At 61.1% G+C, this 9,068-nt stretch carries 19 protein-coding genes and 1 pseudogene; 11 read left to right on the plus strand and 9 right to left on the minus strand.

The features are described from left to right. Positions 1 to 159: 159 nt before the first annotated feature. Positions 160 to 324: a hypothetical protein gene (locus tag I6F21_RS19120; RefSeq protein WP_225140731.1), complete on the plus strand. Its 165-nt coding sequence runs from the start codon at positions 160 to 162 to the stop codon at positions 322 to 324. A gap of 98 nt (positions 325 to 422) precedes the next feature. On the opposite strand, the gene I6F21_RS19125 is transcribed toward I6F21_RS19120, so the two are convergent. Further along, positions 423 to 707, minus strand: a complete 285-nt coding sequence (locus tag I6F21_RS19125; RefSeq protein WP_225140730.1) for a hypothetical protein — start codon at positions 705 to 707, stop codon at positions 423 to 425. A 270-nt stretch (positions 708 to 977) separates the two neighbouring features. Between I6F21_RS19125 and I6F21_RS19130 the strand changes: the two genes are divergently transcribed. Further along, positions 978 to 1,220: a hypothetical protein gene (locus I6F21_RS19130; protein ID WP_225128697.1), complete on the plus strand. Its 243-nt coding sequence runs from the start codon at positions 978 to 980 to the stop codon at positions 1,218 to 1,220. 77 nt (positions 1,221 to 1,297) lie between these two features. Next, positions 1,298 to 1,423: a hypothetical protein gene (locus tag I6F21_RS38835; protein ID WP_035999737.1), complete on the plus strand. Its 126-nt coding sequence runs from the start codon at positions 1,298 to 1,300 to the stop codon at positions 1,421 to 1,423. 13 nt (positions 1,424 to 1,436) lie between these two features. Here the strand turns inward: I6F21_RS38835 and I6F21_RS19135 are convergent, their stop codons facing one another. The 3 genes from I6F21_RS19135 to I6F21_RS19140 form a co-directional block, all read right to left on the minus strand. Next, a complete protein-coding gene (locus I6F21_RS19135; RefSeq protein ID WP_036045621.1) occupies positions 1,437 to 1,634 on the minus strand; it encodes a hypothetical protein in 198 nt (65 codons plus the stop codon). Between the two features lie 437 nt (positions 1,635 to 2,071). Next, complete coding sequence (locus I6F21_RS38840; protein WP_260347228.1) at positions 2,072 to 2,206, minus strand: hypothetical protein; 135 nt, start codon at positions 2,204 to 2,206, stop codon at positions 2,072 to 2,074. Between the two features lie 493 nt (positions 2,207 to 2,699). Beyond that, positions 2,700 to 2,996, minus strand: a complete 297-nt coding sequence (locus I6F21_RS19140; protein ID WP_008558895.1) for an HU family DNA-binding protein — start codon at positions 2,994 to 2,996, stop codon at positions 2,700 to 2,702. Positions 2,997 to 3,278: 282 nt separating this feature from the next. Here I6F21_RS19140 and I6F21_RS19145 point away from each other — a divergent pair, with 282 nt between their 5' ends. Next, positions 3,279 to 3,770 (plus strand): hypothetical protein, encoded by a 492-nt coding sequence (locus tag I6F21_RS19145; RefSeq protein ID WP_225140728.1) that lies wholly within the window; start codon positions 3,279 to 3,281, stop codon positions 3,768 to 3,770. A gap of 123 nt (positions 3,771 to 3,893) precedes the next feature. Then, positions 3,894 to 4,196, plus strand: a complete 303-nt coding sequence (locus I6F21_RS19150; protein ID WP_035999680.1) for a hypothetical protein — start codon at positions 3,894 to 3,896, stop codon at positions 4,194 to 4,196. Positions 4,197 to 4,266: 70 nt separating this feature from the next. Here the strand turns inward: I6F21_RS19150 and I6F21_RS19155 are convergent, their stop codons facing one another. From I6F21_RS19155 to I6F21_RS19165, 3 genes are all read right to left on the minus strand, one after another. Next, on the minus strand, positions 4,267 to 4,473 hold the full coding sequence (locus I6F21_RS19155; protein ID WP_036022978.1) for a hypothetical protein: 207 nt from the start codon (positions 4,471 to 4,473) through the stop codon (positions 4,267 to 4,269). Positions 4,474 to 5,180: 707 nt separating this feature from the next. Further along, a complete protein-coding gene (locus I6F21_RS19160; protein WP_085974320.1) occupies positions 5,181 to 5,405 on the minus strand; it encodes a hypothetical protein in 225 nt (74 codons plus the stop codon). Next, positions 5,402 to 5,635 (minus strand): hypothetical protein, encoded by a 234-nt coding sequence (locus I6F21_RS19165; RefSeq protein WP_036022975.1) that lies wholly within the window; start codon positions 5,633 to 5,635, stop codon positions 5,402 to 5,404. Before I6F21_RS19165 ends, I6F21_RS19160 begins: the two co-directional genes overlap by 4 nt. Before the next feature lie 98 nt (positions 5,636 to 5,733). Here I6F21_RS19165 and I6F21_RS19170 point away from each other — a divergent pair, with 98 nt between their 5' ends. Both I6F21_RS19170 and I6F21_RS19175 read left to right on the plus strand, forming a co-directional pair. Beyond that, positions 5,734 to 5,925, plus strand: coding sequence for a DUF3072 domain-containing protein (locus I6F21_RS19170; protein ID WP_035999694.1), 192 nt, complete (start codon positions 5,734 to 5,736; stop codon positions 5,923 to 5,925). A 58-nt stretch (positions 5,926 to 5,983) separates the two neighbouring features. Beyond that, on the plus strand, positions 5,984 to 6,136 hold the full coding sequence (locus tag I6F21_RS19175) for a hypothetical protein (RefSeq protein ID WP_156447126.1): 153 nt from the start codon (positions 5,984 to 5,986) through the stop codon (positions 6,134 to 6,136). Between the two features lie 4 nt (positions 6,137 to 6,140). Here the strand turns inward: I6F21_RS19175 and I6F21_RS19180 are convergent, their stop codons facing one another. Both I6F21_RS19180 and I6F21_RS19185 read right to left on the minus strand, forming a co-directional pair. Next, on the minus strand, positions 6,141 to 6,404 hold the full coding sequence (locus tag I6F21_RS19180) for a hypothetical protein (protein ID WP_036033380.1): 264 nt from the start codon (positions 6,402 to 6,404) through the stop codon (positions 6,141 to 6,143). Then, positions 6,404 to 6,604: a hypothetical protein gene (locus I6F21_RS19185; RefSeq protein WP_036033381.1), complete on the minus strand. Its 201-nt coding sequence runs from the start codon at positions 6,602 to 6,604 to the stop codon at positions 6,404 to 6,406. The genes I6F21_RS19180 and I6F21_RS19185 overlap by 1 nt, the downstream gene beginning before the upstream one ends. A 178-nt stretch (positions 6,605 to 6,782) precedes the next feature. Between I6F21_RS19185 and I6F21_RS19190 the strand changes: the two genes are divergently transcribed. From I6F21_RS19190 to I6F21_RS19205, 4 genes and pseudogenes are all read left to right on the plus strand, one after another. Further along, positions 6,783 to 7,091, plus strand: a complete 309-nt coding sequence (locus I6F21_RS19190) for a type II toxin-antitoxin system RelB/DinJ family antitoxin (protein WP_225113584.1) — start codon at positions 6,783 to 6,785, stop codon at positions 7,089 to 7,091. Then, a pseudogene (locus I6F21_RS19195) lies at positions 7,088 to 7,374 on the plus strand (type II toxin-antitoxin system RelE/ParE family toxin). The gene I6F21_RS19190 and the pseudogene I6F21_RS19195 overlap by 4 nt, the downstream one beginning before the upstream one ends. Before the next feature lie 202 nt (positions 7,375 to 7,576). Beyond that, a complete protein-coding gene (locus I6F21_RS19200; protein ID WP_225140727.1) occupies positions 7,577 to 8,236 on the plus strand; it encodes an NAD-dependent epimerase/dehydratase family protein in 660 nt (219 codons plus the stop codon). Between the two features lie 175 nt (positions 8,237 to 8,411). Further along, positions 8,412 to 9,041 carry a hypothetical protein gene (locus tag I6F21_RS19205; RefSeq protein ID WP_225140726.1) on the plus strand — a complete coding sequence of 210 codons (630 nt, stop codon included), beginning with the start codon at positions 8,412 to 8,414 and terminating at the stop codon, positions 9,039 to 9,041. The last annotated feature ends 27 nt before the right edge of the window (positions 9,042 to 9,068 follow it).

The raw sequence follows: 9,068 nt of genomic DNA on the forward strand, positions 1-9,068 counted from the left end.
ATTTCTTCCGACCTTCGCATATCACAATCCTGCAATGCCTCCTCCCCATTGACGCCCCATTCGGAAGTGCCAATGGATGTGTTGACGCGACTCAACGTGATTGCGGCGGCAGTGCTTGAGTTCGGATGTGCACATACTCAGGTGTAGAGGGGATTTGACATGACCGAAGACGAACAACGCAAAGAGCGCGAACGCGAAGAAATCGCCGCCCGTGTCGCCGCCTTCCGTGCCACGCAGGAAAAGTTCAAGCGCGAGCGCGAGGAATATTTCGTGGCGACGCTGGAGAATGCCCGCAAGGCCGAGCGGCCCTCGCTCTGGCCGTAGGCATCATCGCGCCGGCAAGCGCGAAAATGGGCGAGTAAACAAGACCTGCGAATGAAAAAAGCCCGGAGCACCGCTCCGGGCTTTTCGCTATTCGCCGACTACCAATGACGGTAGTGGTGGTGACGGTAGTACGGCCCGCCGTAATAGGCGTACGGACCCGGTCCGTAATAGGCGGGACCGTCGTAGTAGCGGTAGCGGGGACCGTAATAGCCATAAGGCTGAGCAGCCGCGACTGCGCCCGCGGTGATCGCGCCGGCGGCGAGGCCGAACGCGAGGCCCGGGCCGATACCGCCGCGGCCACGCGCCTCAGCCGGCGCGGGCGCCGCGACCGCGGTCACACCGACCGCCGCGATGGTGGCCAGAACTGCCAGTGTCTTCTTCATGCTTGTCCTCCTTCGCGTGTCGCGGAGACAACGGCGAGCGCCTGCGATGGTTGCGCATGGATGGAACCGGCCCGCAGGCGAGAAATGTCGATGAAGCGGGAACGAAACGGCGAGACGGCGGTTAGCACCTCAAGTGCGGGAGCCTCCGCCATCCGGGTCGAGGCGACAGCACGAAGACCCCGTCAGCATCTCCGCGGTGCTGGCGGGGTTTTCAGTTTCATGGGAGCAGATGGCAGCAGACCATGACGGTTGCCAGCGGGGACGACAATCATGGAGGAGAGTTTGCCCTTATCCGCCTTGCTGGCCCGTATCCGCAAATTGGTTCCCAAATCCGAGGATGAGCATTACGACGAGATCGTCCGCAACTTCGGTGTCGGCACGCTGCGCCCGCCGCCGACGCCGATGAGCGACCGCGAGCTGGCGCAGGCCATCGCCGAGTTCCTCAAGGAGCAGCCGTCGAGCGAATCCGTCGCGACCCTCGGCCGCCGGCTCGACCCGTCCACCCGGCTCTGAGTTTCTTCGCGGGAGTATGGAACCAGGAATGCGCGCGGACGTTGAGCCCGTTCCCTGCTGAGCGGAGAGAAAGAGATATGCCCGCCTGGCTCGAAGTCTTGCTCAACCTGTCCGGCTATGCCGGCTTCGTGGCGCTCGCCTCGCGCGGCGCCGGATCCCCGCAGGCGCGGGCCGATGACCGCCGTTGCGGCGACGAGCGTTAATTGGCGCGCGTCGTTAGTTGGCGCGCGCGGCTTGGCCTGCCGTACGCACCAAACGGTCGGCCTTCACCGCAACGCGCGTGTCCTCGGCCTGCGGCCGCAGCGAGAAGCTGATCACAACGAAAGCAAGGCAGAACAGCGTGCCGACGACGGCGACGCGCCGGTAGGTGTGCCGGTCGCCTTGGAAAAAGGACGGAGCTGAAAAAGGCATCATGGCAAATTGCTGCTTGGGCAAATCGTTTTCGGCAAAGGCGTTTCTTGCTTGTCTTTGCCGAACACCTACCCCAAGGCGCAGCAAGCGCAACGCGATTGGGCTTTTAACCTAACCGAATAGGGTTATCGGCATCCGCATAAGCTATCGTTAGCCAGACGCATCCGGCACCTTCGCGGCGAGAGCGCGCAAGAACGCCCGGCTTTGTTCCAGCTTCGACTCCGTTTCGTTCGCGAAGAACGAATCGGAGTCGCAAGAATGCGCGGAGAGCAATTCCTAACGATCGATGAAAGCGCGCACGCTCACACCATCGACGCGGCAGGACCCTTCATCGACGAAACTTCGAGAAGACTCTTCGCCGGCAAGCAGCGCGGCGAGAGATCAAGCGTGACCCCTCGGAGCGGATCGCGCTTACGCGTTGCCGCGTGGCGTCGACAAAGTCAGGCCGCCCGCTTCGGCTTCTCCTTCGAGAAGCATTCGAGGATCTGGATGCGCAGCTCCTCCGCCGCAGGGCCCTCGACCTTTCTGAGCTCGTTCCAGAGCCTAATCACTTCGCGCTGTTTTTCGACGGTCATGAGCAACCTCCAACGGTCCATCAAGGCGCCTCACTAGAACAAAATGAGAACAAAAAGTCCAGCCCCGGACGTAAAATTTTGGTGGGGGCGGCGTTGAACCTTTTCGGCGCGGCAAGCACCTATGGAAGCTGGGGATTTCAGCGCCCAGTTACACGGCAGCGCCGCCTGACGAACATACTCCGTCGTGGCGGCGCTGTTGCTTTTTGCGATTTCAACTTTAGGTTAAAGCCATGGCTGTCGGCCAGGCGCTGAAATCCCAACGCCGTCAGCCAGAAAAGCCTCGCGCGAAAGCGCGGGGCTTTTTCTTGTGAAGCGGATAAGGATGGTGAGGAAACGAAGCTCGTCGTTCAGGACGAAGCGAGTACCGCGTGCTGTTTACCCTGATGGTCGTCTTGTGTTCGGGCATCGCGATGGCCGAGCACCACCTGGTCCTCGGCCGTTGATTGCTGCGCCGGCGCGTCAATGAGCCCACCGCACCGACATCGCCGGCACGTCAGACGGCGTCCTTGGCCACCTTCAGCGGCGAGGCCTTGACCGACTTGCTAGCGGGCTTCGCTGCAAACTGCATCGGCTCCTTGGTGAAGGGATTGATGCCCATGCGGGCTTCGGTCGCCGGCTTGTTCACGACCGACATCTTCACGAAGCCGGGAATGACGAACTCGCCGGACTCGTTGAGCTCCTTGTAGCCGACCGTCGCCATGTACTCGATCACCGACTTCACGTCGTTCTTCGAAAGCTGCGTGCCCTCGGCAATTGCATCGATCAATTGGGTCTTCGTCATCTTCGCCATGGTCTGAATTCCTTTGAATGGGTGCGCGGAGCAATTCTGCTGCTGGGGACGCGGCCGGACCCGCGAGTGCGCGCTGCTGATTCATGCCAGAAGTCATGAAGCGATCGGGCTTAGACCCTATCGAGGCCAAAAACGCAAGCACGGGCTCCGCGAGGTTCCCGACTTCCTGTGCAAGACGTTGCAGGAGCTACAATTTTAGGACCTGCAATTTTAGGACCTGCAATTTTCTCGGCACAGCGCCGCGGCTGCTATAAGCCAGGAAAGGTATCTGATGGGGTTCTGATGAAGGTCGCTATCGTCATCGCAGGTTTAATCGTGGTCGCAGTCGCAGCCCTCGTCGCCATCCAGCCTAGCTTCTTGAAGCCTGCGTCCTTCGCCCTCGTGAAAAAGTCCGACATGTTCGGCTTCTCGCCCGGGATGACATTCGAGGAGGCCAACAAGCTCGTCGCGCGACGCCACTATCTCTGCCGGCCGAGCCGAGGTCCGTACACGCTGGCGTGCGACATCAACGGCGCCAAGGTCGCCGTTGATGGCGACGAGACCGACCCCACGCATCCGATCTGGCGCGTCAATGCGACGCTGAACAATCCGGGATCGCAGGAAACCGCCGTCAAATCGATTTCCGAGCAGTTCAACGCCTCCGCCATCAAGGACCGGGAAGGCTGGATCTGGATCGTCGGCCGCGGTTTCAAGCTGAGCTATGACGGGGCCAGCTTGACTCTCGTCGACGAGGCCGCCGAGGCCAGGCTGCGCAAGGAGGACGCCAAGCGCTAGATCGCATCGCGCTTTGGCGTCACCTCGTCGTGAAACTTGTGGCTCAGCGATCCGTCGTTGACGCTTCAGTAACCTAACGCGACCAAGCTTCTGTCAGGTTGGTTGCGTTGGAGTATCCTCAAAGTGCTGGATTTTAACGAGCTGCGTGAACTCGCGGCAGATGTTCGTGTTTTTGTCGATGTCGCCGAAGACAAGGCCGAGGCGCTCAGAGCCGTGATCGCGGCCTACGATGTGGTGCTGGCGATCTTCCCCGTCGATGACGGCATGGGCCTCCACGTCGTCAAGGGCAAGGGGATCCTGGACCAGATCGCGACGTCGCGCACACACGCGATGTACAGCCACACGGCGATCGCGGTTCCGGATCTCGCCCACGCCGAAGCGCTCAAGTTCCTGACGGCGCCGGTCGAACAGCGGATTGCGGCCTGAGCATCGTTCAGCCGCTCCGCTCGCGTAGAGCGGCGCGGCGACATGAGCAGCCTTGTCCGGACGCGCGGGCTCAAGCGGTTCGCCGCTTCCGTCGCAGACCGATGCGCGTGCCCGGAAGATTGATGCCAAGCTCGATCGCACGCGACCTGATCGATGCAATGGGACGCTTGAGCTTCACGATCATCAGCGTGAGGCTCTTTCCCGTTTCGCACATGGATCGAAGCAGCCGGTCGTCGTCTTCCGACCAGCGTTCGTGGTTATAGGTGCGGGCAGCCATCGACGTTTGCCTCTGAGGCCAATGAGGCGGGACCTGAGCAGGGAATGTCAAAGGACCCAGCTTCGCCTTTTTCTGAGCGCGGCGGCTGGGTGTCAGTTGAGGGGCGGCTTGTTACGCTGCCGCCTGACGCAGAGATAGTTTTTCGGCGTCGATTTTCAACCGACTTACGGATTTGTAATGGCCCGGCGCGAGCGCCTCCCACTCCAGCGAAGCTGGCGCATGTTCTTTTGAACTTTCTTGCCGCTCGCGCGTCTTACAGTTGAAGCGTCCCTAAGCTTCACCTCGACAGAGAACCCCGCTCCTGAAAGGGCGGGGTTTTCGCTTTTGGCGCTGCATCAGCTCGCCCGGGATTTCAAGCGCTCTTTGCCGTTGACCCGGCGGCCGTCCGGCCGCACTTTTTGCGACGGGCAGGGTTTTGAGGAGCCGTGATGCCGAAAACCCTTGTGGAATTCAGAGCGCAGAACCTTCGTTTGCTCGAGCGGCTTTGTCCCGACGACCCGCGATACATCGCGGCCTGGCTGAAGCAGTTCGACGAGCAGAACGGGATCACACCAAAAGCTGGTCCGAAGTCCGGCAAGAGCCGTGCGGCTGCTTCGCCGCGAAGCAAGACCGCTTCGCCCGCGCGCACGAGGTCAGCGCCCTCCTCCTCGGTCTCACCGCGCTGATCGGCAACGATTGCCGCGTAGTCCCGAGAGCCGCTTGGGCGCTCACGGAATGTCCGCGGCCTTCCGGTTATCCCCGATCGAAACCGGCTTGTTGAGGAAATACTCGCGATTGCCTGTCGCCGCTTCCGCGTATTGGTCGATGGCGACGATGATGGCCTGGACGTGGGCATAGCACCACCCTTCCCGCGTCGCTCTGCGGCGAACGTCCTCGAGCGCGGTCAGGAAGGGCGACAGGTCTCGCTCGTCATCGAACCACCGCCTGCTCACCACGTCCTCCCGCCGAGCACCCTGCCCTTGGTCTGGCGCGGCTCTGCCGCCTTCAGCGCGTCGCGTTGCGCGCACAGGCTCTCGACCTTCGCCTCCATCCGCGACAGCAGCGCCTCGGCCGAGGCCGTGCCGATACCCGCCCGCTGCAGCTGGAGGATCTCCTTCCTCTGCCTGCCCATCTGGATGCGCATCCGTTCGATCTCCCGCCTGAGAAAGTCCAGGTCCGGCATTGTTCCGCCTCGCGAATTCGAGATATGGCCCATCAGAACAAAAACGGAACGAAGAGTCGAGTCCGACGTTCTACGGAAAACGGAATAGGAGATGTGCGATGGCCGACAACACCCGGAAGGACCCGAAGGATTGGGTTTCCGGCGACGATCCGATGACGGGAGCCCAGGAATCCTATCTCAAGACCCTCGCCGAGCAGGCGCACCAGGACCTGCCCGAGGACGAGCTGACCAAGGCCGAGGCCTCGGAGCTGATCGACAAGATGCGGCAAAAGGCCGGGCTGGACGAGTGAGCCGTCCGATTGCGGGAACCCGGCTCCGTGCGTATGCAAACGAAATTGGGAATCGAAAATGTCATATTTCGTTTGCGCCCGCGACGGAGCGGGCCAGATCATCTTGAAGAGAGACACAAGGGAAGCGGCCGAGAAGAAAGCCGCCGAGCTCCGCGACATGGGCTATTTCGAAGTCGAGATCGTCGCCAAGGGTGACGAGGAGACGGCGTGAGGGATCATGCGTCCCTCAGCACCTTCAAGGCGCTGAGAATGACGAAAGCACCCAGACCGTAGGTCAGCGCATTCACGACCCACGAAATGGCGATGCCGAGGAAGGCGGAGCCTCCGACCGCTCCCCGGAAAAAATACGCTGCGCTGATGCCCGGCCACTCCAGCCAAAGCAACGCGAAGTCGGTCAGCGGCTCCAGCACGAGGAGCACCGTCGAGACGAGCGCCCCCACGGCCAATGCGATGACGAGATATGTCCTCAGCCAGGGCATCAAAGACCCAGCAGGCCAGCGATAACAGGAATGAGGAAAAAGGCGGCGATCCCGAGTAGCCCGCCCACGACAAAGCGTGCCGCGCGGCCGTGAATCTTCGTATCGAGCCACGCACAGATGGCCACCGCAGCCTGTCTCAGCCAGCTCCCCACGAGGGTTCTGACGAGATCGAACAGGAGTTCTGCAACGAGTGCGGCCATGGCGTTTGGTCGGCGCCAGCTCTGGCGGGGTTCACGAGCAGTCATCGCGGTGGCTGATCGGCCGAACGCGAGCCGATAGGCGATGACACAGCACGCTTACCGCGCCGCGCTCCCGCGGGCGCCTTGCACTCGTCATTCAATTGAATTACCTTGGACGTATCGCTTCGGAGAAAGTAACATGGCCGCAAATGCCCTTGTTCAGACCCGCATCGACGCCGAAGTCCGTGATCGCGCCTCGGCCGTCCTTGAGGAGATGGGGCTAACGGTGTCGGACGCGGTCCGCATCCTGCTCACCCGGACTGCCAATGAGGGCGCGCTACCGCTCGAGCTCCTCACGAACGGCAAGGCTCATGACGCCTGGTTTCGCGCGAAGGTTCTGGAGGCGCTGAACGATACCCGGCCCGATACCTCCGACGAACAGGCTGAAGCGCATTTCGCAAAGCGGCGCGCGGCGGCTCGGCGCAGGGCGGATGAACCAAAGTCGTGAAGCTCGTCTGGTCCGCGTTCGCGCTGTCGGACCGCGACGGCATCTTCACCCACATCGTCGCTGAAAATCCTCGGGCAGCCATAGCGCTCGACGAGAGGATCGCTGCCGCTGCGCATCGACTTGTCGAGTTTCCCGAAAGTGGGCGCCTGGCCGTGTCGCCGGCACACGCGAGCTCGTCATTGTCGGCACTCCCTACGTCGCGGCCTATACCGTAACGGAAAGCTCGATCCGGAGATTGCGCGTCCTGCACGGCGCCCAGAAGTGGCCCGATGAGCTTCCCTAAGATTGAGGCTGCGGAAAGCTGTCAGGGCTCCATGAACTGACAGCGCGTAGGATGGAGCGAAACCCATCGAGCGCCTCGTTACGAAACATGATGGGTTTCGCAAGTGCTCTACCCATCCCACGAGCTAATCCAAGTTGCCTTGGGCCTCCTGATCTGCATTCATCAACTTGCATTGGTCTCTCAACGCAAACCGGTGGCTTGAATGAAAACCGCACTTGTCTTCGGCGCGTCCGGCTTCATCGGCTCGCATTTGCTGCGCGACCTCTTGGACAGTCCCGACTATTCGCGGGTTCTGGCGGTGGCCCGCAAGCCGCTGGCGGTGAGCCATCCGAAGCTCACGGTGCTGATCGGCGATCGCGCGTCCCTGCCCGCACTTAAATCCCAATTGGTTGCGGACGAGATCTTCATCGCGCTGGGGACGACACGCAACCACACCCCTGACGAGGCCGAGTACTACAAGATCGATCATGACTATCCGGTGGTGGCGGCCGAGATCGCTAGGGCGAACGGCGCGCGGTCGGTGTTTCTGGTCACGGCTGTTGGCGCCAACGCCGCTTCCAGCGTGTTCTATCTCAGGACCAAGGGCGAAGTTGAACGGGACATTCTCTCGCTCGATTTCGAGCACACACATATTTTCCGCCCCTCGATGATCCTCGGCGCGCGCGACGAGGATCGCCCGCGTGAACGCCTCATCGCCGCGATATGGGCCGTGCTCAATCCGCTGCTCGTCGGCCCGGCGGACCGGTATCGCGGGCTCGCCGGCAACGACATCGCGCACGCCATCGCCAAAGCCGCGCGGCATCAAACCGGGAAGGTGCGAATCTATCACTGGAAGGAGATGGCGGCACTACTTCGAGCGTGACGCTGTCCGAGCCGAACCGGCCCCCTTCACGCACATTTGCCTCGGCCCCCGCCCCTGCTCTCCTTATCCTGCTATTTCCTAGTTACTCAGCCCGACCTATTGGCGCGGCTCATTTGAGTGCACCGTCACCGTTATTGAATGCATACCTTTCCGATCTCTCATTGCAGGAGCGGCGATGACACCCGATGAAGAACAATCCGGATTCTACGAAAATCTCGGGCGCTGCATAGCGCAGTGGTCGCACGTAGAAGATGCCTTACATGAGGTCTTTGCAACAGCCATAGCGAAGGCCGATGAAGTACGCCGCTCGAACGTCCCGGCTCAGGCGGCGTACTTTGCGATCCAAGCTCCGGAGGGAAAGATCGCCATGACCGATTCAGCAGTCCGATTCAGACTACTTTTCGGTATGGGAGAAGGTCATGGTGATCCGCAGCGAAGATTGTTCGCTGCATGGGACGCCCTCAAGAAAACTGTCGATGACCGACGCAAACGCAGAAACCAACTCGCACACTTCCAAGTGCTCGTATCAATGAACGAGCCGGATGGTCGTAGATTTGCTCTCCGGCCGGCGCTCTTCAATCCAAACACCCAATTTAGGACGATAACCTTGTTTCACAGGGAGGAACTCAAAGTGGCGGCTGCATCGTTTGGACGCGTCTCATGGGATCTGAGAACCTTCGCCTATGGACTTGCGAAGCATTTCAAACAGAACGATGACACCGTCTTTGACGACGAACTGAGAGAACTGATGGCAAGGACAGCCGATAAGGTCGTCACGGAGGAGGGCTTCATCGCCAACAACTGAAATCTCAAGGCAGAGTCCCCCTCACAC

This window comes from Bradyrhizobium sp. NBAIM03 (genome assembly GCF_020194055.1).
Taxonomy (GTDB): Bacteria; Pseudomonadota; Alphaproteobacteria; order Rhizobiales; family Xanthobacteraceae; genus Bradyrhizobium; species Bradyrhizobium yuanmingense.

Bases quoted from the DNA above. Each gene is read 5' to 3' on its own strand.
- I6F21_RS19120 (WP_225140731.1), top strand. From the start codon at position 160: ATGACCGAAGACGAACAACGCAAAGAGCGCGAACGCGAAGAAATCGCC.
- I6F21_RS19125 (WP_225140730.1), bottom strand. From the start codon at position 707: ATGAAGAAGACACTGGCAGTTCTGGCCACCATCGCGGCGGTCGGTGTG.
- I6F21_RS19130 (WP_225128697.1), top strand. From the start codon at position 978: ATGGAGGAGAGTTTGCCCTTATCCGCCTTGCTGGCCCGTATCCGCAAA.
- I6F21_RS38835 (WP_035999737.1), top strand. From the start codon at position 1,298: ATGCCCGCCTGGCTCGAAGTCTTGCTCAACCTGTCCGGCTATGCCGGC.
- I6F21_RS19135 (WP_036045621.1), bottom strand. From the start codon at position 1,634: ATGATGCCTTTTTCAGCTCCGTCCTTTTTCCAAGGCGACCGGCACACC.
- I6F21_RS38840 (WP_260347228.1), bottom strand. From the start codon at position 2,206: ATGACCGTCGAAAAACAGCGCGAAGTGATTAGGCTCTGGAACGAGCTC.
- I6F21_RS19140 (WP_008558895.1), bottom strand. From the start codon at position 2,996: ATGGCGAAGATGACGAAGACCCAATTGATCGATGCAATTGCCGAGGGC.
- I6F21_RS19145 (WP_225140728.1), top strand. From the start codon at position 3,279: ATGAAGGTCGCTATCGTCATCGCAGGTTTAATCGTGGTCGCAGTCGCA.
- I6F21_RS19155 (WP_036022978.1), bottom strand. From the start codon at position 4,473: ATGGCTGCCCGCACCTATAACCACGAACGCTGGTCGGAAGACGACGAC.
- I6F21_RS19165 (WP_036022975.1), bottom strand. From the start codon at position 5,635: ATGCCGGACCTGGACTTTCTCAGGCGGGAGATCGAACGGATGCGCATC.
- I6F21_RS19170 (WP_035999694.1), top strand. From the start codon at position 5,734: ATGGCCGACAACACCCGGAAGGACCCGAAGGATTGGGTTTCCGGCGAC.
- I6F21_RS19175 (WP_156447126.1), top strand. From the start codon at position 5,984: ATGTCATATTTCGTTTGCGCCCGCGACGGAGCGGGCCAGATCATCTTG.
- I6F21_RS19180 (WP_036033380.1), bottom strand. From the start codon at position 6,404: ATGCCCTGGCTGAGGACATATCTCGTCATCGCATTGGCCGTGGGGGCG.
- I6F21_RS19185 (WP_036033381.1), bottom strand. From the start codon at position 6,604: ATGGCCGCACTCGTTGCAGAACTCCTGTTCGATCTCGTCAGAACCCTC.
- I6F21_RS19190 (WP_225113584.1), top strand. From the start codon at position 6,783: ATGGCCGCAAATGCCCTTGTTCAGACCCGCATCGACGCCGAAGTCCGT.
- I6F21_RS19200 (WP_225140727.1), top strand. From the start codon at position 7,577: ATGAAAACCGCACTTGTCTTCGGCGCGTCCGGCTTCATCGGCTCGCAT.
- I6F21_RS19205 (WP_225140726.1), top strand. From the start codon at position 8,412: ATGACACCCGATGAAGAACAATCCGGATTCTACGAAAATCTCGGGCGC.